This is a genomic window from Pseudomonas sp. Z4-7, assembly GCF_051131965.1.
In the GTDB taxonomy this organism is placed as follows: Bacteria; Pseudomonadota; Gammaproteobacteria; order Pseudomonadales; family Pseudomonadaceae; genus Aquipseudomonas.
Genome location: NZ_CP071642.1, coordinates 1,231,724 through 1,255,153 on the forward strand (window position 1 = coordinate 1,231,724; position 23,430 = coordinate 1,255,153).

General features: G+C 62.2%; 20 protein-coding genes. 6 read left to right on the plus strand and 14 right to left on the minus strand.

What is annotated here, in order from left to right:
• Positions 1-2 precede the first annotated feature (2 nt).
• Complete coding sequence (locus J3P91_RS05305; protein WP_434569659.1) at positions 3-236, plus strand: hypothetical protein; 234 nt, start codon at positions 3-5, stop codon at positions 234-236.
• 145 nt (positions 237-381) lie between these two features.
• On the opposite strand, the gene J3P91_RS05310 is transcribed toward J3P91_RS05305, so the two are convergent.
• The 6 genes from J3P91_RS05310 to J3P91_RS05335 all read right to left on the minus strand — a co-directional run bounded on the left by J3P91_RS05310 (position 382) and on the right by J3P91_RS05335 (position 8,057).
• Positions 382-1,002 (minus strand): flavin reductase family protein, encoded by a 621-nt coding sequence (locus J3P91_RS05310; RefSeq protein WP_434602930.1) that lies wholly within the window; start codon positions 1,000-1,002, stop codon positions 382-384.
• A 191-nt stretch (positions 1,003-1,193) separates the two neighbouring features.
• A complete protein-coding gene (locus J3P91_RS05315; protein WP_434602931.1) occupies positions 1,194-1,412 on the minus strand; it encodes a hypothetical protein in 219 nt (72 codons plus the stop codon).
• Between the two features lie 136 nt (positions 1,413-1,548).
• Positions 1,549-2,868 (minus strand): MFS transporter, encoded by a 1,320-nt coding sequence (locus J3P91_RS05320; RefSeq protein ID WP_305496467.1) that lies wholly within the window; start codon positions 2,866-2,868, stop codon positions 1,549-1,551.
• 288 nt (positions 2,869-3,156) lie between these two features.
• Positions 3,157-4,491 (minus strand): sigma-54-dependent transcriptional regulator, encoded by a 1,335-nt coding sequence (locus J3P91_RS05325; RefSeq protein WP_434602932.1) that lies wholly within the window; start codon positions 4,489-4,491, stop codon positions 3,157-3,159.
• Entirely contained in the window at positions 4,484-6,247 is a 1,764-nt protein-coding gene (locus J3P91_RS05330) for a sensor histidine kinase (protein WP_434602933.1), read from the minus strand. Before J3P91_RS05330 ends, J3P91_RS05325 begins: the two co-directional genes overlap by 8 nt.
• A 286-nt stretch (positions 6,248-6,533) precedes the next feature.
• The gene (locus tag J3P91_RS05335) at positions 6,534-8,057 is read right to left on the minus strand and encodes a fumarate hydratase (protein WP_305496463.1); all 1,524 of its coding nucleotides are present in this window, start codon (positions 8,055-8,057) and stop codon (positions 6,534-6,536) included.
• 522 nt (positions 8,058-8,579) lie between these two features.
• On the opposite strand from J3P91_RS05335, the gene J3P91_RS05340 reads away from it, so the two are divergent.
• Together J3P91_RS05340 and J3P91_RS05345 are read left to right on the plus strand one after the other, a co-directional pair.
• Positions 8,580-9,686, plus strand: coding sequence for a diguanylate cyclase domain-containing protein (locus tag J3P91_RS05340; protein ID WP_434602934.1), 1,107 nt, complete (start codon positions 8,580-8,582; stop codon positions 9,684-9,686).
• Positions 9,679-10,626: an iron-sulfur-binding ferredoxin reductase gene (locus J3P91_RS05345; RefSeq protein ID WP_434602935.1), complete on the plus strand. Its 948-nt coding sequence runs from the start codon at positions 9,679-9,681 to the stop codon at positions 10,624-10,626. Before J3P91_RS05340 ends, J3P91_RS05345 begins: the two co-directional genes overlap by 8 nt.
• Positions 10,627-10,799: 173 nt before the next feature.
• On the opposite strand, the gene pyk is transcribed toward J3P91_RS05345, so the two are convergent.
• The gene (gene pyk / locus J3P91_RS05350) at positions 10,800-12,251 is read right to left on the minus strand and encodes a pyruvate kinase (RefSeq protein WP_305496457.1); all 1,452 of its coding nucleotides are present in this window, start codon (positions 12,249-12,251) and stop codon (positions 10,800-10,802) included.
• 226 nt (positions 12,252-12,477) lie between these two features.
• Between pyk and J3P91_RS05355 the strand changes: the two genes are divergently transcribed.
• Both J3P91_RS05355 and J3P91_RS05360 read left to right on the plus strand, forming a co-directional pair.
• A complete protein-coding gene (locus tag J3P91_RS05355) occupies positions 12,478-12,852 on the plus strand; it encodes a tetratricopeptide repeat protein (protein ID WP_305496455.1) in 375 nt (124 codons plus the stop codon).
• Between the two features lie 266 nt (positions 12,853-13,118).
• Entirely contained in the window at positions 13,119-13,478 is a 360-nt protein-coding gene (locus J3P91_RS05360; protein WP_434569652.1) for a PilZ domain-containing protein, read from the plus strand.
• A gap of 22 nt (positions 13,479-13,500) precedes the next feature.
• Here the strand turns inward: J3P91_RS05360 and J3P91_RS05365 are convergent, their stop codons facing one another.
• The 7 genes from J3P91_RS05365 to J3P91_RS05395 form a co-directional block, all read right to left on the minus strand.
• On the minus strand, positions 13,501-14,832 hold the full coding sequence (locus J3P91_RS05365; RefSeq protein WP_434602936.1) for a DUF58 domain-containing protein: 1,332 nt from the start codon (positions 14,830-14,832) through the stop codon (positions 13,501-13,503).
• Positions 14,833-14,857: 25 nt separating this feature from the next.
• A complete protein-coding gene (locus tag J3P91_RS05370) occupies positions 14,858-15,865 on the minus strand; it encodes an AAA family ATPase (RefSeq protein ID WP_305496452.1) in 1,008 nt (335 codons plus the stop codon).
• Positions 15,866-15,986: 121 nt separating this feature from the next.
• Positions 15,987-17,174, minus strand: coding sequence for a Fic family protein (locus tag J3P91_RS05375; protein ID WP_434602937.1), 1,188 nt, complete (start codon positions 17,172-17,174; stop codon positions 15,987-15,989).
• A 154-nt stretch (positions 17,175-17,328) separates the two neighbouring features.
• Positions 17,329-18,492 (minus strand): DUF4350 domain-containing protein, encoded by a 1,164-nt coding sequence (locus tag J3P91_RS05380; protein ID WP_434602938.1) that lies wholly within the window; start codon positions 18,490-18,492, stop codon positions 17,329-17,331.
• Positions 18,489-20,045 carry a DUF4129 domain-containing protein gene (locus tag J3P91_RS05385; RefSeq protein ID WP_434602939.1) on the minus strand — a complete coding sequence of 519 codons (1,557 nt, stop codon included), beginning with the start codon at positions 20,043-20,045 and terminating at the stop codon, positions 18,489-18,491. Before J3P91_RS05385 ends, J3P91_RS05380 begins: the two co-directional genes overlap by 4 nt.
• Complete coding sequence (locus tag J3P91_RS05390) at positions 20,032-21,006, minus strand: stage II sporulation protein M (protein WP_434569647.1); 975 nt, start codon at positions 21,004-21,006, stop codon at positions 20,032-20,034. Before J3P91_RS05390 ends, J3P91_RS05385 begins: the two co-directional genes overlap by 14 nt.
• Positions 21,003-21,728: an RDD family protein gene (locus J3P91_RS05395; protein WP_434569646.1), complete on the minus strand. Its 726-nt coding sequence runs from the start codon at positions 21,726-21,728 to the stop codon at positions 21,003-21,005. The genes J3P91_RS05390 and J3P91_RS05395 overlap by 4 nt, the downstream gene beginning before the upstream one ends.
• A 232-nt stretch (positions 21,729-21,960) precedes the next feature.
• Between J3P91_RS05395 and sbcB the strand changes: the two genes are divergently transcribed.
• Complete coding sequence (gene sbcB / locus J3P91_RS05400) at positions 21,961-23,388, plus strand: exodeoxyribonuclease I (protein ID WP_434602940.1); 1,428 nt, start codon at positions 21,961-21,963, stop codon at positions 23,386-23,388.
• The last annotated feature ends 42 nt before the right edge of the window (positions 23,389-23,430 follow it).

Genomic DNA, 23,430 nt, shown 5'->3' on the forward strand with positions numbered 1-23,430 from the left:
TTATGGCACGCAAAGCCTTTGAAACTTTTGAAGCTGTTTCCGCTGTTGTTCCCAAGGAGGGTGGCGGCTATTACGCAGCCATCGCCACCAAGGCCATCGGCAGTCCCGACAAGCCTCGCTTCAACAAAGTGCTCGAAGAGCAGACGTTCGAGACTGCTTTCAAAGCCGATGAAGCGGCTGCCCAGCAGTTGACTCACCTGCAGGGTGTCGATGGCGAAGGCGGCCTGATCTGGTAATCGCATTTCTGGGTTGTTTTCGTGGCGAGGGGATTTATCCCCGCTGGGGCGCGTAGCGGCCCTGAGACCAGCCGCCTTGGCGTATCAGATGTTCCGCTTTGGGGGCTGCTACGCAGCCCAGCGGGGATAAATCCCCTCGCCACATTTACTTCGGGCGATGCATCCTGAACAACGCTTCCGGCCCCAGCTGGAAGTAATCCGCCGGCCCGCCGCCACGCAAAATCGGCTCGGCGGCGGCAGTGTCGTATACCCCATCCTTCAACAGCCATTTGGCGATATGCACGGCGACGACTTCGCCGAGGATCAGCCAGCTCGGTACAAGCGCCTTGTCGGCACGTTGCAGCTGAATGATCTGGGTGACCTTGCATTCGAAGGACACCGGGCTCTCCGCCACGCGCGGTACCTGGATTACCCGCGACGGGGCGGCCGTCAGAGCTGCCAGTTCGAACTCATCGACCTCTGGCGCGACCATTGCGCAGCTCTGGTTCATCTGCTCGGCCAGCGGGCGGGTGGCGAGGTTCCAGGCGAACTCCCCGGTCTGCTCGATATTGTTCAGGCTGTCTTTGCGCCCGACACTTGAGAAACCGATGATCGGCGGAACGTAGTTAAAGGCGTTGAAGAAACTGTAAGGCGCCAGGTTCAGGCGACCTTCGCCGTCCTGGGAAGAAATCCAGCCAATGGGCCGTGGACCGACGATCGCGTTGAACGGATCGTGGGGCAGGCCGTGACCGTTTGCGGGTTCGTAGTAATGGATATCGTCGGGCATGAAGATGTGGAGGTCCGGTGCTTAAAAAGGGAATCCGACGATAGTGCAGTGATCAGCCCGTTTTGTCAGCACCCCGAAAACATGTGGGAGCGAGCTTGCTCGCGATGGCGGCGTATCAGATAAAAATTTCTGTCTGACACACTGTCATCGCGAGCAAGCTCGCTCCCACAGGGTTTAGTGATATACCGGAATCAATTGGTGGACGCCGCATCGGCGCGGTCGGAGCCCTGTGTTGCGACGGTCGGCTCGGTGGCGTGATTTTCATCTTGTCTGGCAACAGAGGCCGAGCCGCTGCGGTCATGGGTGCCGGCGATAAAAGCGGCGGTGCCGGTGCGGTCGAAGCCGTCGTCGGCAAAGGCGCTGGTGGCCAATACGGAGAGGGTCAGGGCGAAAATGAGTTGGGTTTTCATGGTCATGCTCCAATCAATGTTTTGATGGAGATGAGAATGAAGTGCGGTCATTAAGTGAGAATTAATCTCGAAAACCTGGAACGAAAAAGGGGCGAACCCGGTGAGGTCAGCCCCTTCTGTTGCTACGCCTTGACTATCAGTCCGTCACGATTCGCGAGTGCTTGCGGGTGTCTTTCATGGTGATGTAGACCAGCAGCGATACCGCGATGCAGCCTGTCACGTACCAGTAGTAGCCGGTTTCCATGCCGATGCTCTTGAACCACAGCGCGATGTATTCGGCGGTGCCGCCGAAGATCGATACGGTCAGGGCGTACGGCAGGCCGACGCCGAGGGCGCGGATCTCGGTAGGGAACAGCTCGGCTTTCACCACCGCGTTGATCGAGGTGTAGCCGCTGACGATGATCAGCGCGGCCATGATCAGGAAGAACGCGCCCCACCAAGTCTGGATGGTGTGCAGGGTGGTGAGGATCGGCACCGTGAACAACGTGCCCAGGATGCCGAAGGCAATCAGGATCGGCCGGCGACCGATCTTGTCCGACAGCCCACCGATGATCGGTTGCAGGCACATGAACAGGAACAGCGTGGCGGCGGAAATGGTGGTGGAGTCGGAGATGCTCATGCCGACGGTGTTCACCAGGTACTTCTGCATGTAGGTGGTGTAGGTGTAGAACGCCAGCGTACCGCCCATGGTCAGGCCGACCACCGTCAGCAGTTCCTTGGGATGACGCATCAAGGTGCGCATCGCGCTTTCCTTGGCTTTTTCCTTCTTGGTGAACGACTCGGTTTCTTCCATGCCGCGACGCAGGTACAGCGCCACGACTGCGCACAGCGCGCCGATGGCGAACGGGATGCGCCAGCCCCAGGCGTAGAGTTGCTCGGTGGTGAGGACCTGCTGCAGCACGATCAGCACGCCGAGGGCGATGAGCTGGCCGGAGATCAGGGTCACGTACTGGAAGCTGGAGAAAAAACCACGTCGTTCCTTGGTCGCCATCTCGCTCAGGTAGGTGGCCGACGTGCCGTATTCGCCACCCACCGACAAGCCTTGGAGCAAGCGGGCGAAGACCAGCAGGATCGGCGCGCCGACGCCGATGGTTTCGTAGCTCGGGCTCAGGGCGATAATCAGCGAGCCGAAGCACATCAGGTACACAGAGGCCATCAACGCGCGTTTACGGCCGGCGCGGTCGGCGTACAGGCCCATCAGCCAGCCGCCGATCGGGCGCATCAGGAAGCCGACGGCGAAGATCGCGGCAGTGTTGAGCAGTTGGGCGGTGGTGTCGCCCTTGGGGAAGAAGGCTTTGGCGAAGTACAACGAGAAAGCGGCATAGACGTACCAGTCGTACCACTCGACCATGTTGCCGACCGAGCCGCTGAAGATCGATTTGATCCGGCTGGCGGTGGTTCTTTCACGGGCGGGCACGGCAGCCGACCCAATGGGCAGGGCGTTGGAGTTATCCATTGAAGGATCCTTCGTTTAATTGTTTTTGTGGAGCGCGTGTGAACGCAGCCTGCCAGGGCTATAGCAGGAGCTGTGCCAGGTGGCGGAGGGCCGGTTTAGAGGGGTTTATGGCGGCATATAAGCGGAAATCCGCTTATTGTGGCTAAGGGGTTGGGCGGAAATCCGCTTATCAAGTGATGTGTCGGGGCCTCTTCGCGAGCAGGCTCGCTCCCACATGGGTTCAGTATTCGCAGGTCCCTGTGGGAGCGAGCCTGCTCGCGAAGAGGGCAGAGCAGGCAGCGGAAAAAATCAGCGCTCCTGCAAAAACATCTCCCGATTTAATCCATGCCGCTGCATCTTTTCATTGAAGGTACGGCGCGGCAGTTGCAGCTCTTCGAGCACGGCTTTCACGTCGCCCTTGTGTCGCGCGAGGGCGGCGCGCAGGCATTGCGCTTCGAAGGCTTCCTGCCGGGCCGCCAGGGATTGGCCGGGCGCCGCATCCTCGACGGGCAGTTGATCCAGGCCCAGCACCTGGCGTTCGGCGACGTTGGCCAGTTCGCGCACGTTGCCCGGCCAGTCATGGCTGAGCAAATGGCTCAGTTGCGGGCCGCTCAGCGGCGTTGCCGGGCGGCCCAGGCGTTCGGCGGCGCTGTGGGCGAAATGCTCGAACAGCAAGGGGATGTCTTCGCGTCGTTCCCGCAGCGGCGGCAGGCGCAGTTCGGCGATATTCAGCCGATAGGCCAGGTCTTCGCGGAACCGCCCGGCACGGGCTTCGTCCAACAGGTCCGGTTTAGTCGCGGCAATGATGCGCAGGTCCACCGGGATGCTCTGGTTGGAGCCCAGGCGCTCGAGTTTCTTTTCCTGCAGAACCCGCAGCAACTTGGCCTGTTGCGCCAGGGGCATGCTTTCGATTTCATCAAGAAACAGCGTGCCGCCATCGGCATATTCGAGCTTGCCGATGCGTTTGCCCTGGGCGCCGGTGAACGCGCCGCTTTCATGGCCGAACAGTTCGGCCTCGAACAGCGGCTCGGGAATGGCCGCACAGTTCAGCGCCACGAAAGGCTTGCTCGCCCTTGGGCCGAAATCATGCAGGCAGCGGGCGACCAGTTCCTTGCCACTGCCGGTTTCGCCGCGAATCAACACGTTGACTGGCAGGGTCGCCAGGTCCAGCACCTGGCGGCGCAGGTTCTGCAAAGGCCGGGAGACGCCCAGCAGCGTGGTGTCCAGCCGGGCCTTGGCGTCGGCCTGCTCGTGCAGTCGCCGGTTCTCCAGCACCAGGAAACGTTTATCGAGGGCGCGACGCAGGCTGCCCAGCAGGGCTTCAGGGCTGAAGGGTTTTTCCAGGAAGTCGTAGGCCCCGTCGCGCATGGCTTCCACCGCCATCGGTACATCGCCGTGACCGGTCAACAGAATCACCGGCAGGTCGGGGTCGCGCTTGCGTACTTCGGCCAACAGTTCCAGGCCGGTGAGCCCAGGCATGCGCACGTCACTCAGGATCACCCCGGCAAAATTCTCCGGCAACTGCACCAGGCAGTCTTCGGCGCGGCTGAACAACTGCACGCGGAATCCGGACAGGCTCAGCCACTGCTCCACGGCACTGCGGATACTGCTCTCGTCATCGACGACTATGACCGAATCAAGCATGCAACGGCGCCTCCGGATCGATGGGCAAGGTGACGCAGAATACCGCGCCGTTTTCGTGATTGCCCGCTATCAGCCGCCCGCCGGATTCATGAATGATCGCAAACGACACCGCCAGGCCCAGGCCCAGGCCATCGCCGACGGCCTTGGTGGTGAAAAAGGGGTCGAACACCTGGGCCAGGTGCTCTTCGGCAATTCCGCCGCCGCTGTCTTTCACCGTCAGGCACCACAACTGCTCATCGGCCTGCAGGCGCACTTCCAGGCGCTTGATCGGTTGGTCGACCATCGCGTCGAGAGCGTTGCGCAGCAGGTTGATCAGCACCTGTTCGAGGCGGATCGCGTCGCCGCGAACCCAGGCCGGGCGGGCCAGGTGCAACACCGTGCTGACGTGTTCATCGCGCAGGCGTGTCTCCAGCAATTGCAGGGCCTGGTCGACCACCGCTGCCAGGTCCAGGCGCTCTCGCAGGCCGCTCGGGCTTTTGCGGGCAAAGGTTTTGAGGTGGCCGGTGAGGGCCGCCATGCGTGTGAGCATGTCATCCACCGGTTTGAGCGCCTTGTAGGCGTCCTCCACCCGACCATGGTCGAGCAACAGGCGCAGGGTCGCCAGCTGCATGCGCTGGGCGGTCAGCGGCTGGTTGATCTCGTGGGCCAGTGCTGCCGACATCTGCCCCAGGGCCGCGAGCTTGGCCGATTGCACCAGGCCGTCCTGGGCAGTGCGCAGTTCACGCGTGCGTTCCTCCACCAGCCGTTCGAGTTCCTCGCGGCTGCGTTGACGCAGTCTTGCCAGGCGCCAGCGCTGGTTGAGAAACAGCAGCAGGAACACCAGCGCCAGCCACAACCCGGCGGCGGCGAGCCCGGCGTTGCGCAGGTCTTCAAAGGCGATCTGCGGCCTGCGCAACAAATGCAAGGTCCAGCCTTCGCCGGTCAACGGCAGGGATTCCCAGAGATAGTCCGCCGCGCCATCGGGCGCTTCGACCCGGGCCAGATGGCTGTTGTCGTCGAAGCGTCGCAGCGGATCGAAGGCCAGGGGCTGCAGCGGTTGCTTGTCGTATTGACGGGTAGCCTTGAGTTCGGCGCGGTCGCTGTCGGCCAGTGGGCGCAGGTGGCGATAACGCCAGCCCGGGCGGTTGGCAATGAAAATGATGCCGCGCGCATCGCTGACCAGCAAGGTGTCGCTGCCCTGGCGCCACTCGCGCTCCAGCTCCGGGAACTCCAGCTTCACGACCATGGCGCCTTGGAACTCGCCGTTGTCGCCGGTTACCGCGCTCGACAGGAAATAGCCGGGGATGCCACTGGTCACGCCCACGGCATAAAACCGCCCGGTGCCTTGGGTGCGGGTCTGGATGAAGTAGGGACGAAAACCATAATTGTGGCCGACATAGCTGCTCGGCAGCCGCCAATTGCTGGCCGCTACGGCCAGGCCGGTATGGTCCAGCAATTCCAGGGTGGAGGACTGCGCGGCGCCGTTGATCTTTTCCAGCTTGCGATTCAGTTCATCCTGTTGCGCCGCACTGACCGGGCCCTTCAGGGCATCGCGCAGTTGTGGGTCCAGCGCCAGCACGGAGGGCAGGGCACGGTAGCGTTCAATCAGGGTATGAAGGGAGTTGGCGTACAGCGCCAGTTGCTGGCTGGCACGGCTGGCGTCCTCTTCCAGGGCCGCGCGTTCGGCGTGACGCACGGCGAGGTTGGCGGCGATGGCAGCGCCAGTGAGGATCAGCAGGGTGTACAGCGACAGGCGCAGGGTACGGGTAGTCGGCATGCTGGCGTAAATCAGTGGAAAGTCGGGCGGGCAAGATAGCATGCTGGATCGGCTTCGGGCCTGCACCACCGCCATCGCGAGCAAGCTCCTACGCTGGGTCTGCGGTGACCCAACCCTTGTGGGAGCGAGCCTGCTCGCGAAAACGGTGGAACACTCTGCATTGATGTCGACTGACAAAGCGCTTTCGCGAGCAGGCTCGCTCCCACAGGTTTTGATTGTCGTATCACAAAAAAAGGCCGGTGAGCTTGTCGCCCCACCGGCCTTTTTCACAACGGCAAAATGCGCGTTACTGCACTTCGACCGCCAGGCTTTCGCTGATCTTCTGCTGCCAGATCGCCGGACCGGTGATGTGCACCGACTCGCCCTTGCTGTCAACCGCAACGGTCACCGGCATGTCCTTGACCTCGAACTCGTAGATCGCTTCCATCCCCAGTTCGGCGAAGGCCAGGACCTTGGATTTCTTGATCGCCTGGGCCACCAGGTAAGCGGCACCGCCGACGGCCATCAGGTAGACCGCCTTGTTGTCCTTGATCGCTTCGATGGCGGTCGGGCCGCGCTCGGATTTGCCGATCATGCCCAACAGGCCGGTCTGCTCGAGGATCTGGCGGGTGAACTTGTCCATCCGCGTGGCGGTGGTCGGGCCGGCCGGGCCAACCACTTCGTCGCCGACCGGGTCGACCGGGCCAACGTAGTAGATGAAGCGGCCCTTGAGGTCCACCGGCAGGGTTTCACCTTTGTTCAGCATCTCGACCATGCGCTTGTGCGCCGCGTCGCGACCGGTGAGCATCTTGCCGTTGAGCAATACCGTTTCGCCCGGCTTCCAGCTCTGCACTTCTTCCGGGGTCAGGGTGTCGAGGTTCACGCGACGCGCCGACGGACCGGCTTCCCAGACGATTTCCGGGTAGGCGTCCAGCGGTGGCGCTTCCAGCGAGGCCGGGCCGCTGCCGTCGAGCACGAAGTGGGCATGACGGGTGGCGGCGCAGTTGGGGATCATGCACACCGGCAGGGAAGCGGCGTGGGTCGGGTAATCCATGATCTTCACGTCGAGCACGGTCGTCAGGCCGCCCAGGCCCTGGGCACCGATGCCGAGTTGGTTGACCTTCTCGAACAGCTCCAGGCGCATCTCTTCGATACGGTTCTGCGGGCCGCGGGCCTTGAGCTCGTGGATGTCGATGGATTCCATCAACACTTCCTTGGCCATCACCGCGGCTTTCTCGGCGGTGCCACCGATGCCGATGCCGAGCATGCCCGGTGGGCACCAGCCGGCGCCCATGGTCGGAACGGTCTTGAGTACCCAGTCGACGATGGAGTCGGACGGGTTGAGCATGGCCATCTTCGACTTGTTCTCGGAGCCGCCGCCCTTGGCCGCCACGTCCACTTCCACGGTGTTGCCCGGGACAATGGAGTAGTGGATGACCGCCGGGGTGTTGTCCTTGGTGTTCCTGCGCGCGCCTGCCGGGTCGGCGAGGATCGATGCGCGCAGGACGTTTTCCGGCAGGTTGTAGGCGCGACGCACGCCCTCGTTGATCATGTCGTCCAGGCCCATGGTCGCGCCATCCCAACGCACGTCCATGCCCACGCGCACGAACACGGTCACGATACCGGTGTCCTGGCAGATCGGCCGATGGCCGGTGGCGCACATGCGCGAGTTGATCAGGATCTGCGCCATGGAATCACGGGCCGCCGGCGATTCTTCGCGCAGGTAGGCCTCGTGCATCGCCTGGATGAAATCCACGGGGTGGTAATAGGAAATGAACTGCAAGGCGTCGGCGACGCTCTGTATCAGGTCATCTTGCTTGATCACGGTCATGAGTCGCGCTCCTCTCTAAAGACGGGAACATTCTATAAGGCAGCTTCGAGCTGCAAGCTTCAAGCGGCAAGCTGAAGCAGTATGCGTACTGCTCTGAACTTGCCGCTTGGAGCTAGCGGCTTGCAGCTGACCTCAGGTCAAGGCACGCCGGGCATGCTGGCGCGACGCTAAAAAGGCGCGGCAGTATATCGCAGACACGCAGCCTGTGGGAGCGAGCTTGCTCGCGATGGCGACCTGCGGGTTGGAGGGCTGGAATGCACCCCGTGGCGAGGTAGCTTGCTCCCGCTCGGTTGCGCAGCGACCGCAAAATCTTGGGGCCGCTACGCAGCCCAGCGGGAGCAAGCTCCCTCGCCACGGGGGGCAGCGTCGGGGTTGGTAGATGCGTCAATCTGGGCCATTGCTTTGACGCCATTTTTCTGCGCCAGAATTGAATGGTCATTTGCCGAACACGCCACTAAAGTGGCGTCTGGCCTGTAGCGTAGGACGCCTCTGTCAGTCTCCTTTCCCATGGTGAGTCACCGATTGACCCATAACGCCATCCAACGTCTTTTGCTTAAACGCTTTGCCCTCGCAGCCACGACTTATGCGCTGGCACTGGTATTGTTGTGGCTGGCGTTTTTCAGTGGTCATTACCTCGACACATTGCGTGGCGTCATTGTTGGTAGCCTGTTGGTCGTGCTGTGCCAGGCCGGTCTGTTCACGCTGTTCATCACCGACCGCAACCTGCGATTCGCCGACCCCAGCCTCACGGAAATACAGGTCTGGATCGGCCTGGGCTGGCAGACCTGGATGATGGCGCACCTGGACCAGGCCCGGGGCGTGTTCCTGGTGTTCTATGTGCTGATCCTGCTGTTCGGGCTGTTTCACCTGTCCCGCCGGGCCTTTGTGCGTTGCGCGACGCTGGTGTTCATCAGCTTCACCGGGATCACGCTCTGGGACGGTTATTTCTTTCGCCTGCCCGATCCGACGCTGGCCGGTCTGCAGGTGTGCGTGCTGTTCATCGTGCTGGTGTGGCTGGTGTTGTACGCCCGCTACGTCCAGACCTCGCGTCAACGCATGCGCCAGCGTCGGTTTGCCTTGCAGGCGCACCAGGACACATTGCGCGGCATGATGCGCCAGCTCGAAGACCTGGTGGCCACCGATGAACTGACCGGCCTGTTCAACCGCCGGCACTTCCTGCGCCTGGCCGGCCGCGAGCTCAATACCCTCAGGCCCGGCGTCGCCCATGGCCTGGCCTTGATCGACCTCGACCATTTCAAACGCATCAACGACCTGCATGGCCATGCCGCGGGCGACCAGGTATTGCAGGCTTTCGCCGCTGTCGCCACGGCGTGCCTGCGCGAGGGCGATGTGCTGGCCCGTTACGGTGGCGAGGAGTTTGTCATGCTGCTCCCCGCTTGCGATCCCACGCGCCTGACGGCCTGTTGCGAGCGATTGCGGCTGGCGTTCACCGAGGTTCGATTGGTCGATCTGCCGGTGGGCAACCTCAGTTTGTCGGTGGGGATGACCATGCTGGAAATCGGCGATGACCTGGACAGCGCCTTGCAGCGCGCCGACCAGGCCTTGTACCGTGCCAAGCGGGACGGCCGCAACCGTTGCGCCGCCGCCTGGGAGAACGTCGATGCCTGAACTGAAAGTCGCCGACCGGCAATGGACGGTGGCGGCTGGCGGCAACCTGCTGGACGCGCTTAACCACGGCGGCGTGCCGGTGCCCTATAGCTGCCGTGCCGGCAGTTGCCATGCCTGCCTGGTGCAATGTGTGAAGGGGGATGTGCGTGACAGCCGTCCCGACGCCCTGAGCCCGGCGCAGCGAGATAACGGCTGGCGCCTGGCATGCCAGTGCCAGGTAATCGAAGACGTGCAGATCCACACCTTTGATCCGCAGCGCGACGGCCAGGCCGCCGCGGTGGACGCGGTGGATTGGCTGGGGGCTGACGTGCTACGCCTGCGCATCAGCCCGCAACGACCACTGCGTTATCGAGCCGGGCAACATCTGGTGTTGTGGGTCGGTGACGTGGCCCGTCCGTACTCCCTGGCGAGCCTGCCCGAAGATGATCGTTTCCTGGAGTTTCACCTCGATTGTCGCGAGCCCGGCCAATTCGTCGACGCGGCGCGACAACTGAGCACCGGAGACCCGATCCGCCTCGGCGAACTGCGCGGCGGCGCGCTGCATTACGACGCCGACTGGCACGATCGGCCGCTCTGGCTGCTGGCCGCTGGCACCGGCCTGGCACCGCTGTTCGGCATCCTCCGTGAAGCCCTGCGCCAGCAACACCAAGGCACGATTCGGCTGATTCACGTGGCCCATGATGAGGCCGGGCATTACCTGGATAAACCTCTGAAGGCACTGGCGGCCAAACACCCCAACCTGAACGTCGAGCTATTGACCGCAGCCGAGGCGCCAGCGGCGCTCGCGCAACTGCACCTGGCTTCGCGCCAGACCCAGGCCCTGGTGTGCGGTCATCCGGACCGGGTCGAGGCGTTTGCCAAGCGTTTGTACCTGGCGGGACTGCCGCGTAATCAGTTGCTGGCGGATGTGTTTCTGACCCGGGAGGATGGCGGCGTCTGACAGATCGCCATCGCGAGCAAGCTCGCTCCCACATTGGATCGGCGGCGTGCACATACCCTGTGGGAGCGAGCTTGCTCGCGATGGCGGTGGATCAGCCACCTACTTTCCCAAAGCCAGAAACCAAAAAGCCCCGCCATTCACATGGCGGGGCTTTTGTTTTCAGCAACCGGTCATCAAACCATCGGGTCGCCGACGTGCAGGATTTTCATCCCGTTGGTGCCGCCGATGGTGTGGTAGCTGTCGCCCTTGGTCAGGATGACCCAGTCGCCGGTCTGCACCACGCCACGCTTGACCAATTCATCCACCGCCGCCTGGCTGACTTCGCCCGGTTGCAGGGCAGCCGGGTCGAACGGCACGGTGTAGACGCCACGGAACATGGCGGCACGGGCCTGGGTTTCGCGGTGCGGGGAGAACGCATAGATCGGCACGGAGGAGCGAATGCGCGACATGATCAACGGCGTGTAGCCACTTTCGGTCAGGGCGATGATCGCCTTTACGCCCGGGAAGTGGTTGGCGGTGTACATGGTCGCCAGGGCAATGCTCTCGTCGCAGCGCTCGAAGGTCTTGCCGATGCGGTGGCTGGAGGTCTTGCCGGTCGGGTGCTTTTCAGCGCCGATGCAGATACGTGCCATGGCCTGCACCGCTTCGAGCGGGTAGAGGCCGGCGGCGCTTTCGGCCGAGAGCATCACGGCGTCGGTGTAGTCGAGCACGGCGTTGGCTACGTCGGACACTTCTGCGCGGGTCGGCATCGGGTTCTGGATCATCGACTCCATCATCTGGGTCGCAACGATCACCGCTTTGTTGTGGCGGCGTGCGTGCAGGATGATCTTCTTCTGGATGCCTACCAGTTCGGCATCGCCGATTTCCACGCCGAGGTCGCCACGGGCCACCATCACGGCGTCGGACGCCTTGATCAGGCCATCGAGGGTTTCATCGTCGGCCACGGCTTCGGCGCGTTCGATCTTGGCTACCAGCCAGGCGGTACCGCCGGCTTCGTCGCGCAGTTGACGGGCGTATTCCATGTCCGCCGCGTCGCGCGGGAAGGACACCGCCAGGTAGTCGACTTCCATTTCCGCGGCCAGCTTGATATCGGCCTTGTCTTTATCGGTCAGGGCCGGAGCGGTCAGGCCGCCGCCGCGACGGTTGATACCCTTGTGGTCCGACAGCGGGCCGCCGATGGTCACGACGCAGTTCAGTTCGGTGGCGGTGGCGGTCTCGACGCGCATCACCACGCGGCCGTCGTCGAGCAGCAGCTCGTCGCCCACGCCGCAGTCCTTGACCAGGTCCGGGTAGTCGATACCGACGACTTGCTGGTTACCCTCGGTCAATGGATGGCTGGTGGAAAAGGTGAACTTGTCACCGATCTTCAGCTCGATGCGCTTGTTGGCGAATTTGGCAATGCGGATTTTCGGGCCTTGCAGGTCACCCAGCAGGGCGACGAAGCGGCCATGCTTGGCGGCCAGGTCGCGCACCAGCTTGGCACGAGCCTTGTGCTCGTCGGGGGTGCCGTGGGAGAAGTTCAGGCGGGCAACGTCCAGGCCAGCCAGAATCAGCTGTTCGAGAACTTCCGGCGAGTTACTGGCCGGGCCAAGGGTAGCGACGATTTTGGTGCGACGGACGGACATGCAGGACTCCTCAAGTTCAAGCGCCAGCGAAGGCTACTATGGTCTTTGGGTGTAGTCATTGTTCATGTGCACTACTTATTCGTTTCTTTTTCGAAATGAACATTCCTGAAAATTTCTGCGCCGTTAATTACTAAAGCCGAACATCGCTTTTGTGGCGAGGGAGCTGGTCCGATTGAAGATTTTTCGCGCCAGGTCGATAAAGAGCTCAAGACAGGAGAACCTCCCCATGCGATTCGTGCTTTTTATTGCCTTGGCCCTGAGCATCACGGGCTGCACCCGTTGGTCGATGAACCACCACATGAACCTGGCCTACAAGGCCTACGAGCGCGGCAATTGCGAGCAAGTGATGCTTGAACTGTCCAAGGTCGACCGCGCCAGCCGTGCCCGCCGTTACATGCAGCCGGAAGTCTCGATGATGCGTGGTCAATGCCTGGAGCGGCAAAAGCTGTTCGTCGATGCGGCGCAGACGTACCAGTTCATCCTTACGCAATACCCCAACAGCGAGTACGCCTATCGTGCCCGCGCCCGGCTCGAAACCTTGCAGAGCCTTGGGCATTACCCGACCCGTAGCACCTCGGCCATCCGCCCGACGGCGTTCTGAGCGACCTTGCATCCCAGCCCTCGGCCAAGCGCCGTCGCGGCATTATGATGGGGACCGCATCCGGACTGGCCGTCACCGGAACCTGCGCTATAGTTGTACACATGGCTATTAGAGCTTGAGCTCTAATAGCTATGTGACGCCTGTAGCCGATGATCCTGGACGCTTGCTGGCGTCTGGCACGGGGATCAGGGAGAGCGGGCTCGCTTGGGTTCGTTCCGAAGTGTTCGATTGGGCCGTGAGCGGCCATTAAAAAAGTGATACAGGACATGTACAAAGAGCGCCGTATTGAACGGCATCAGCTGGCTTGTTTTCTTGAGGTATTCAACGGCCTCAACGACAAACCGATCGGTTTTCTGGGCAACGTTTCTGAAAGTGGCCTGATGTTGATCAGTCAATTGCCGTTGATGATTGGCGCAAGCTTTGATCTGTACCTGAAAATCCCCGCCGACGACGGATCACAGCAAGAGATCCGGTTGAAGGCCAAGTGCCTGTGGTGTCATGAAGACGTGACGCCGCAACATTTCGATGCCGGTTTCAGCCTGCAATGGGCGCCGCCGGAGTACGGGTCGCTGGTCAGCGCGTTGCAGCAGTATTTCTGTTTTTATCCGTTGCCCGCCTCGGCTTGAGTAACCGACTCCTGCGCAGGGCCTATGCGGTTCCGGCCTTTTTCCATGCCAGGTATTGGCTCACCAGATCCGCCCCTAGCTCGCCGGGGCGCGAATCCAGGGTCGGGATGCCATGGGCCGCCAATCGCAGATGGAGTCCGGCGCGGGTGTTCATGTAGTCCACCGTCCCGCAATAGGCCAAGGCTTCGGGCTGGGTTTGTACCGGCGCCTGGCGCAACCGGTCGAGTGCCTCTTCGCGCAGGCTGGCCACCAGCACCCGGTGCTGCTGGCCCAGGCGCTTGACGGCAGCCAGCAGTTCCTCGTCGTCCTCATCCCGCAGGTTGGTCACCAACACCACCAGGGCCCGGCGTTTTTGCCGGGCCAGCAGTTGATTGACCGCGACCTGGTAATCGGCGGGATGCTGGCTGCTGTCCAGGTCATAGACGGCGTTGAGCAAGACGTTGAGCTGGCCGCTGCCTTTGACTGGCGCGAGGTAGCGAGGTCGCTCACTGGCGAAGGTATACAGGCCGACGGCGTCGCCCTGGCGCAACGCGGTATAGCTGAGCAACAGGCAGGCATTGAGAGCGTGATCGAAGTGCGCCAGCTCGTCGTCCTGGCTGCGCATGCGCCGGCCGCAGTCGAGCATGAAGATAATCTGTTGGTCGCGTTCGTCTTCGTACTCACGGGCGATCGGCGTACGGTGGCGGGCGGTGGCCTTCCAGTCGATCTGGCGCAGGCTGTCGCCCTCGCGGAACTCGCGCAACTGATGAAATTCCTGGCCCTGGCCACGGCGCTGCCGCTGGCGTATGCCGAGCTGGCTCAGCCAGTTGTCGACGGCCAATAGCTGGCCGTCATAGAGCCTGGCGAAATCCGGGTAGACGCGAGTGTTGTCGAGCGCCTCCAACAGGCGTTTGCCGGACCACAACCCCAGCGGGCTGGGCAGGCTGATCTCGCAGTGGCTGAAAATGAAATGACCGCGCTTGAGCGGGCGCAAGCGGTAGCCGAGCTGGCTGCGTTGGCCGGGTTGAAGTTCGACCGACAAGGGCAGGTCGTCGAAGTCGAGGCCATCGGGTACGTGATCGAACACCTGGACCGGCATCGGCTGGGCAAAATCATGGCTGATCTGCAGGCGCACTTCGCCCCATCGGCCCAGTGCCAGGCTGCCCGGCATGTGCCGCTGTACGCGGGGCGAAGGCAGGCGCCGCAGCCGCACGGCATCGAGCAGCGCCAAGGCCAGCAAGGCCAGCAGCATCCCCCAGTTGATCGACAGGAGTGTCGACGGCACCGCGATGCCCAGCGCTCGCAATGTGCCTAGCACGATGCCGACAGCCAGCAGGATCGCGAGCCAGATGAGCAACAGGCGCGAGGGTTTCATGGGCGCATCCTTGCCGCGCGATTTTTCACAGCCGCGGCGCCGAGACTTGATCGAGCAACTGCCCCAGCACCTGGTCCACCGAGAGCCCCTCGATGTCCAGCTCCGGCGCCAGCCTTACGCGATGGCGCAGCACGGCCAGGGCGCAGCCCTTGATGTCGTCCGGGACCACGAATTCGCCACCGCGCAGCAGCGCCCGGGCCCTTGCGCAGCGTACCAGCGCGATCGAGGCGCGCGGCCCGGCGCCCAGCGTCAGCCCCGGCCAGCTGCGAGTGGCGCGGGCCAGGCGGACGGCGTAGTCGAGGACCTGATCGTCCATCGGCAGGTCACTGGCGATGCGCTGCAACGCCTGCACATCCTTGGCTTGCAGCACCGTGCGCAACGGTTGCACGTCAAGCATGTCGGCCCGGGTCGAGCGGCTGACCTGGCGGACCATGTCCAGTTCCTGGTCGGCATCGGGATAGTCCATGCGGACCTTGAGCATGAAGCGGTCGAGCTCGGCTTCCGGCAGCGGGTAAGTGCCTTCCTGTTCGATGGGGTTCTGGGTCGCCAGCACCATGAACGGTTGGGCGATCGGCAGGGCGCGGCCTTCCAGGGTGACCTGGCGTTCCTGCATGGCCTCGAGCAGCGCCGCCTGGGTTTTTGCCGGCGCGCGGTTGATCTCGTCGGCCAGCAGGAGGTTGGTGAAAACCGGACCCTTGCGCAACTTGAACTGCTCGGTTTGCAAGTCGTACACCGCATGGCCGGTGACGTCGCTGGGCATCAGGTCGGGCGTGAACTGGATGCGCGCGAACTCGCCACTGAAACAGCGCGCGAGCGCGCGCACCAGCAACGTCTTGCCCAACCCTGGAACCCCTTCGAGCAGCACATGCCCGCCAGCGATCAACGCCGTGAGCACATCGTCGACCACCGCAGCCTGGCCGACCACCGCCTTGTGCAGTTCGGTACGGATCGCCTGGGCCAACTGGCTGGCGCGCTGGCGCTGTTGGGCGGCATGGGCCTGGCCGTCGACAGGTTCGTTCTGTTCAGTCGTCAATTCTGGCGTTCTCTTAACTGTTGAGTTTGATTAGCGCTGGATAACTTGCGCAGGTGAAAACAGTCCGCTTGCATACCACGGCAACTCACCTCCCACCTGACAGCCGAGTCGTCGGCATGACTCAGCCCATCTGGATATGCAGGTTCGGAAAGATCAGTCCGGCGAAGCGTGCGGGCAAGCCCGCTTCCACCGTGCGAGACCTGGGCGTACTACTGACCACTATTCCCGCTTCGATCAAGTGGCTCAGTTCTTCCGTTGCGAGTCGATCCTTCAATCCTGTAAATACCTTGAATTCCGCACGCGGCATCGCACCTTGGGTGAGAAGCGCCAACACAGCACCGGCACTGGCGGGTCTGATCCCCGCACGGCGAAGGCCAGCATCCGTCGAAAACACATGGAAGATCTGCTCGCGTAGCCTGGCTGGGTTGAGTGAGGTTGTCATGTATTCAATCTGGTCGCGACAGACATCGAGCATGAACTCGATGAAGTTAAAGTAATGGCGCTGTGAGAGTTGACCTCGCCCGTCACAGTCGCCTTCTCGAGCTCGATCAGCCAAAGCCAGGAAACGATAGTATTCATCCTGCCTTCGGGCCAAGCCACGCGACAGTGACCAAAGAAACGGTTTTAGCCCGAGGTGGACAAGCTGCAGGTGGGTGAGCATCCGGATCACTCGACCATTGCCATCAAGGAAGGGGTGGACAAGCGCCACACGGTGATGACCCGCCAGGGCGGCGATCAATTGGCGTCGGGGGTCGTTTATACGTCCATAGTGCAGTTGCAGATGCTCAAGCATGGGCAATACCGCAGTAGCAGCTGGGGCGACATGTGCGCCGACCTGGACCTGTTCATTCGCTTCGGCCCGCAGCTTTCCTGGTTCCATCATCCGACCGTCGCTCAGGATCAGCTCCTGCGTTGAGGCGTCTTTGAACAGTCGACGGTGAATGGTCGCGATCAACTGGGGATCGAACAAGGCAGAGAAACTGTCCGCCGGGCGCATGCGAAGCAATCGCTCCATCACCTCCTGCTGTGTCATGTGTTGCACGGCAAGCTCTTTGAGCTCCTTTCGCTGGCGTTTCGGCGTGGTGCGAGCGACCTGGAGATCAGCGATCTCGGTTCGATGCCCCTCGATCAGATTCGAATAGTAGGTATTGGTGATGCGCAACAGGCTCGCCAGTTGCTTCGATGTCTCATCGGCGAGCCGCCCGGCAAGAAACTCTGCTTTGCGCGGCAACTGATCCGCGGCCTGAATGATCGAGGCGGGAAGATTTTCCGACAGTACTGGATCCAGGTACGTTTTCGAGGTAATCATCGTTTTGCTTCCAGCGAACGGAAACGGCTGTTTGTTTGGCAACTTTGCGGAAATTCCTGCGGAAAGTAAAATGGCGATAATGCCCGCAGTTGCTATGGTTAGTGACAGGGTACGATAGGTTATATAGAGCTTTTTTGCGGATTTTTTTCGGAATCTATAAGGCATTCCTGAGAGTTTGCAAAAGGGCAACCTGGCGGCAGAACTCAGTGCTGGACATGCGCTGCGCCGGCCGGGGGCTGAGGGCCTGGCTGATGGTTCGCGTGGGTTGGCGGGTCAGGCGTGCAAGCACTTGCCATTGTTCGGCGACGACCAGCCGTTCGAAACCTGGATGAAGCTGGCGCGCCCGGCGCAACACGTCATGCTGCAAACTCTGCAACAGGTGTTGCCGGCCGTGGTGGCGCAGCTGGAACGCGGCGCTGGCCTGCAGGTGTTCCAGTAACTGCCGTCGCGCCTTGGGGGCGGGTTGTTGCAACGGGCCATGCCGCACCGCCGAGCGCCAGAACCACAGCCCGATCAGGACCAGCAGCGCCACCAGGGCCTGGGGGAAATAGCGCAGCAGCAGGGTCAGCAGGTTGTCGTGCTCGATGTCGAACAGCAGCGTGACATTCGTGTCGGCACTCAGGTACCAGAGCAGCCAGGCGTTGTCGTATTGGTCGATCTGGTCGTTCTTCCACAGCTCGGCGTCAGTGAGCACAGTGATGGTGCCGAGGCCGTGGTTCAGTTGCATCATGTGAGTTGCCTGTGCGCTGTTGGCCCAGGCCTGGGCGAGGTTCTGCGGGTCTTCGAGATGGAAGTCGGTGTCGAAGCCGACATAGGCCGGCGCTTCTTCATCTTCCAGATAAAGCTTGGTCAGTTCGGGATAGCGATCCTTGATGAGTTCGGCGTCGGATTCCTCGAGGTCCTTGCTGAGGAGTTGGCGCAGACCCACGCGGTCCAGCAACAAGTCGCCGCTGCTGCTGGTGCTGTCATCCCACAAGGCCTCGGCGACGAACAGCAGCCGTCCGCCGGCCCGGGTCCAGTTCATCAACTGGTCGGCCTCCCGTGGCGTCATGTCGCTGCGCTCGCCCAGCAACAGCAGGCTGCGCTGGTGGGGTTCGAGGCCGGGCAGGACGTCCAGGCTGTTGGCGTGATCGACTTCTACCCCATGCCGACGCAGGAAATGTTCCGCCGCCAGGTAGGGATTGGCCTGGGCTTCGGGAGATGGGCCGTGATCAATGGTTTCCTGGTAGGGCACGGCTTTCGTGGACAAGTAGAGGCCCACTGCACCAACCAACGCCGCAACCAGCGCCGCGACCAGCCATCCGGCGCGGCGGCTCATCGGGAAACTCCCGGACCGAACAGGCCGCGCCAGCCATCGCACAGCTCCCGTTGCAGATGCGGCGCTGGTGGACGGTGCCCGTAGGCGATGTTTTGCCAGTGCTGGGTCAGGTTTTTGCTGAAGACCAGCAGGTCCCGCTGCTGAAGCTGTTCGACACGTTGCAATACCTGGCCTTCGGTGTCGGCGGGTTTCAGGGGGATGGCGAATTCATGGTGCAACCGGCTGAGCAAGGCTCGATAGAGCAAGCCCAATGCCTCGCGGGGCGCGGTGGACCATAGCTGTTCGGCACGGGTCGCCACATCCTCCGGCAGGCTCTCTTCGCGGATATCCAGGCCGAACATCTGTGTCGGCGCAGGAGGTTTCGAAGGTATGCGCTGTGCTGGTCTACGGTTCGCCAGGGCCTTGAGACTATGGCGGTAATGCCAGGCCAGCCAGGCGATGGCCGTCAATAGGGCCGCCCAGAGCAGCACCTGGATCAGCGCGGCAATACCCTCGAAGCGTTTTTTCGACAGCCATTCGAATAGCGACTTGAGCCAGCCCGGCGCTCCATCGGTTTCAGCTGGCTCGGCTGATTCGGCTGGTTTTTCGGCTTCTTCGCCGAAACGATAGCGGGTGATCGTTTCCGGATTCTTGAATGGCGGCGCTTCGAGAATCGCTTCAATGCTTTCCCGTGAGGCCTCGCTGGTCAGCGGTTGGTTGAGCAAGCGCGGGCTGTCGGGACCGTTGTCGTCCTGCGCGGCCCAGGCAGGTGGCGCCAACGGCAGCAGCGTCATTGCCAGCAGCAACAGCGCCGGGGCCAAGCCGGCCAGGCGCTGGCGCAGGCGCCGGAATACCAGTTCGATGTCCCAGGCCTCGAGAATCGTGCGGCGGTTCAGGTAGAGGCTGAAGCCACAGGCGACGTAAACCGGTTCCCAGAAGATCAGCAGCAGTGGATACAGGAAGTTGACCAGGTGTTCGAGCCACAGCCAGTCGTGCTCGGCCACGGCGATCAGGGTCTGCCAGTCCCATTCCAGCTCGACCTGTTGCGGTATGAACAGATAGAACAGCGCCATCAGGCCGAACCACAGCGCGGTTTCCAGGTGCACGCCGATGATGGTCAGCCACTGCGCCGCGCCGCCGTTGCGCTGCAGCAGGACGCGCAAGCGTTGCTCGCGCGCCTCGCCGGCCAGGCCTTCGAGTTGCACCACCGGCATCAGGAAGCTGCGGTTCAGGCTCAGCCGTCGCCAGGTCAGGCTGGCCAGCAATTGCGGCTTGAGCAGCGCGGGCCATTGGCGCAACGCCTGCTTCAGCGTAGGCGGCTCGCCAAACAGGGCCTTCGATAAAATGAACAGGGGCAGGCGGTCGAAGGCCGGTTTCAGCCACCAGAACACAATGACTACCAGCGACGGCGAGTCCCACAGCAACAGGGTCAGCAGCGCATACACCGGTAGCGTGACGATGGCCCAACTGGTCATCAGCAGCCGTCGGTGCTGCTGGCTCATCAGCACGCCGAGGTCCATGGCTTCCCAGGTGGTACGGGGGCGGATGACAACGCTGGCGTCACTCAGGCGCATGGTGGCCTCGTCCGGCAAACAGCAGATACCCGAGCACCAGCAGCCACAACAAGGCGCCGACGATGTATTTGGTGGTGGGTGTCACCGCGCTGGAGGACCAGTAGGCCTCGACGAACGCGGCGATGAGCAGCAACAGCACCACGCCGCCGATGATCAGCACGCTTTTGCCGGCGGCGAGCCGTAACGCTTCGCCTCGGGTGAGACGCCCCGGCGCGATCAGTGCCCAACCGAGCAACAGGCCCGCCGCGCCGGCCAGGACGATGGCAGTGAGTTCGAAGGCGCCGTGACCGATCACGAATGACCAGAACGTCGATCCCGAACCGATCTGGGTCAGGTGCCCGGCCACCGCGCCAATGGTCAGGCCGTTGAAGAACAGGAAGAATGCGCTGCCCAGGCCAAACAGCAAGCCGCTGGCGAACGTCTGAAAGGCAATACCGATGTTGTGCATGATGTAATAGCCGAACATGACCCAGTCTTCGCTGGCGGCCCGCTCGATCGAGCGCCCCAGGTGGCCGGCGGCAGGGTCGTACATGCCGCGTATCTGGCTGGCTTCTTCGACGCTCAACACGCTGTAGACCAGTTCGGGGAACAGGTAGACCAGCAGCCCGATGCCGACCAGGCTACCAAGGAACATCAAGGCCGCCGCCAGCACGAAACGCCATTGCTCACGAACCAGTCGGGGGAAACCGGCCAGAATGAAGGTCGACAGGCTGGCCGAGAACCGGCCGCGGTCCCGGTAGAGTTGCTGGTGACCACGCAGGGCCAATTGCTGCAACGCGTCTATTAAAAGGCTGCTGTAGCCCCTGGCCTGGGCCAGCGTCAGGTGGTGGCAGAGGCGTCGATAGGCATTGGGGAAATCGCTGCTCTGCCCGACGTTGCGGCTGCGCTCCAATTGGTCGAGCTGTTGGGACAGACGGTCCCATTCCTCTTGATGACGTTTTTCGAAAAGGCTTTGTTTCATGTCGGCCCCAGCAGGCCGCGGGCGATGCCATTGAGTTCGGCCACGGCGCCGGAAGGATGCACCTTCAGCGGCGCGGCCAGGATCGTCGCCAGTTCGGTGACCCTGGCACCGGACAGTTCTGCCTGGCGCTCGGCGAAGCCCAGCACGGCACGCTGCTCGTTGAGGTCGAGGACAAAAGGTGGCCGTATCGGTCGGGCCGATGGCAGGATGGGGCGTTTGATCGCTTGTTCGCGATAAACCACCAGGGTCCCGGCCGCCAGGTCGCCCAGGCGCTTGAACGCTGGATGCTGCAGGCAGGTAATCGCCCCGAACGCATAGCCGAAGGGCAACATGTCGACGAAGCGCAGCAGGTTGCGGATCAGCGAGGCCGACCAGTCGACAGGCCGGCCGTCATCCTGCACCACGCGCAAACCCATGATCTGCTTGCCGGGGGAACGCCCCTGGTTCAGCACCTCGAACAGCACCATGTACCACCAACTGATGACAAACAGCAGGATCGAGCCCAGGCCGACTCCCAGTTCGCCAAAAAACGCCAGGATCAGGAACAGCAGGCCCAAGGCCAGGCCCCGTATGCCGAGGTCGATGGCAAAGGCCAGGGCGCGAGGCATCAACCCCGCCGGGCGCAGCGGCAGGTCGATGCCCTCGGGCGTCTCGACCTGGTAACGCGTGTCCAGTGGCGCGGGCAGCGGCGCGTTCCTTTGCAATGCTGGTGTCTCGAGCATGGGCAACCTGTGAGGGGGCGGTTCGAACGTTCGATCTCGGCCCAGATGCTAGCAGTCTTCGTGCAGGCGCACGATACAACTCTGTGGGTCATTTCACGCTTCCTGTAAACAACAGGGATCTTGCGGGAGGGCGCAGGCTTGCGCCTCCCAGGTATTCAAAAGTTACAGCAGCGCTGGCCGCCGGCCGGTTGCAGCGCCTAGACTTCGCCAGTCCTCAGCACAGGAACCGCCCGTGACCTCCATTTTCTGGTACGACTACGAAACCACCGGCATCAATCCGCGTTGCGACCGCCCCTTGCAGGTGGCCGGGATACGTACCGATTTCGAACTCAATGAAATCGATGAACCGGTGAACCTGTACTGCCGGCCCAGCGATGACATCCTGCCCCATCCGGCCGCATGCGCGATCACCGGGATCACACCGGCATGCCTGGCGGAAAAAGGCTTGAGCGAGGCCGATTTCATGACCCGCGTCCATGCGCAACTGGCCGCGCCCGGGACCTGTGGCGCCGGCTACAACACGCTGCGCTTCGATGACGAGATGACCCGCTACAGCCTTTATCGGAATTTCTTCGACCCGTACGCACGGGAATGGCAGGGGGGCAACAGTCGCTGGGACCTGATTGACCTGGTGCGGGCCGCCTATGCGTTGCGCCCCGATGGGATTGTCTGGCCGCAGGAGGAGGGGCGCGTCACCCTCAAGCTCGAACGCCTGACCGCCGCCAACGGCATCGACCATGGCCAGGCCCATGATGCGCTGTCGGATGTACGTGCAACGATTGCCCTGGCCCGGTTGATTCGTCAGAAACAACCCCGGCTTTACGACTGGCTGTTCCAGTTGCGCACTAAACAGAAAGTCATGGACCAGGTCCGCCTGCTACAGCCCATGGTGCACATCTCCGGGCGCTTCTCGGCGGCGCGAAACTACATCGGCGTGGTCCTGCCGCTGGCCTGGCATCCGAAGAACCGCAACGCCCTGATCGTCTGCGATCTGCATCTGGATCCTCAAGGGCTGCTGGACCATGACGCCGAAATCCTGCGCCAACGCTTGTATACCCGCCGTGAAGAGTTGTTGGAAGGAGAATTGCCCGTACCCCTCAAGCTTATTCATATCAACAAGTGCCCGGTGGTCGCGCCGCTGTCAGTCCTGCGCGACGAGGACCAGCAACGCCTGCAACTGGACATGGAGGGTTATCGCCAGCGGGCGCTGCGGCTAAGTGACGCACAGCAAGTCTGGCACGATAAACTCCAGGCGATTTACGGTCGCGAGGATTTCACTGCGAGCGAGGACCCCGAACAACAGTTGTACGCTGGATTCATGGGTGATCGTGATCGGCGTTTGTGCGAACAAGTGCGCCAGGCAGATCCCGACCAGTTGGCGGGGGAACGTTGGCATTTCGATGATGAGCGCCTGCCGGAATTATTATTCCGATACCGGGCCCGTAACTTCCCCGACACCTTGAGCACTGAAGAGCAGGTACGCTGGAAGCTATTTTGCCAGCAGCGACTGAAATCACCGGAGTGGGGTGCGCCTAATACCCTGGAAAGTTTTGATGAGGCGATGACGCAGTGGCTGGCGCTTTCCAGCCCAATGCAGCAAGAGGTGCTGACTCAATGGCAGGGCTATAGCCAGCAATTGCGCAAACGTTTAAGCCTTTGAGTCGCCGCGCTGCCATGTAAAGAAATAAATCAGAAGTGGACA

What these genes read in the sequence shown, in the direction of transcription:
- J3P91_RS05305 (WP_434569659.1), top strand. Translation starts at nt 3, where the DNA reads ATGGCACGCAAAGCCTTTGAAACTTTTGAAGCTGTTTCCGCTGTTGTT.
- J3P91_RS05310 (WP_434602930.1), bottom strand. Translation starts at nt 1,002, where the DNA reads ATGCCCGACGATATCCATTACTACGAACCCGCAAACGGTCACGGCCTG.
- J3P91_RS05315 (WP_434602931.1), bottom strand. Translation starts at nt 1,412, where the DNA reads ATGAAAACCCAACTCATTTTCGCCCTGACCCTCTCCGTATTGGCCACC.
- J3P91_RS05320 (WP_305496467.1), bottom strand. Translation starts at nt 2,868, where the DNA reads ATGGATAACTCCAACGCCCTGCCCATTGGGTCGGCTGCCGTGCCCGCC.
- J3P91_RS05325 (WP_434602932.1), bottom strand. Translation starts at nt 4,491, where the DNA reads ATGCTTGATTCGGTCATAGTCGTCGATGACGAGAGCAGTATCCGCAGT.
- J3P91_RS05330 (WP_434602933.1), bottom strand. Translation starts at nt 6,247, where the DNA reads ATGCCGACTACCCGTACCCTGCGCCTGTCGCTGTACACCCTGCTGATC.
- J3P91_RS05335 (WP_305496463.1), bottom strand. Translation starts at nt 8,057, where the DNA reads ATGACCGTGATCAAGCAAGATGACCTGATACAGAGCGTCGCCGACGCC.
- J3P91_RS05345 (WP_434602935.1), top strand. Translation starts at nt 9,679, where the DNA reads ATGCCTGAACTGAAAGTCGCCGACCGGCAATGGACGGTGGCGGCTGGC.
- pyk (WP_305496457.1), bottom strand. Translation starts at nt 12,251, where the DNA reads ATGTCCGTCCGTCGCACCAAAATCGTCGCTACCCTTGGCCCGGCCAGT.
- J3P91_RS05355 (WP_305496455.1), top strand. Translation starts at nt 12,478, where the DNA reads ATGCGATTCGTGCTTTTTATTGCCTTGGCCCTGAGCATCACGGGCTGC.
- J3P91_RS05360 (WP_434569652.1), top strand. Translation starts at nt 13,119, where the DNA reads ATGTACAAAGAGCGCCGTATTGAACGGCATCAGCTGGCTTGTTTTCTT.
- J3P91_RS05365 (WP_434602936.1), bottom strand. Translation starts at nt 14,832, where the DNA reads ATGAAACCCTCGCGCCTGTTGCTCATCTGGCTCGCGATCCTGCTGGCT.
- J3P91_RS05375 (WP_434602937.1), bottom strand. Translation starts at nt 17,174, where the DNA reads ATGATTACCTCGAAAACGTACCTGGATCCAGTACTGTCGGAAAATCTT.
- J3P91_RS05380 (WP_434602938.1), bottom strand. Translation starts at nt 18,492, where the DNA reads ATGAGCCGCCGCGCCGGATGGCTGGTCGCGGCGCTGGTTGCGGCGTTG.
- J3P91_RS05385 (WP_434602939.1), bottom strand. Translation starts at nt 20,045, where the DNA reads ATGCGCCTGAGTGACGCCAGCGTTGTCATCCGCCCCCGTACCACCTGG.
- J3P91_RS05390 (WP_434569647.1), bottom strand. Translation starts at nt 21,006, where the DNA reads ATGAAACAAAGCCTTTTCGAAAAACGTCATCAAGAGGAATGGGACCGT.
- J3P91_RS05395 (WP_434569646.1), bottom strand. Translation starts at nt 21,728, where the DNA reads ATGCTCGAGACACCAGCATTGCAAAGGAACGCGCCGCTGCCCGCGCCA.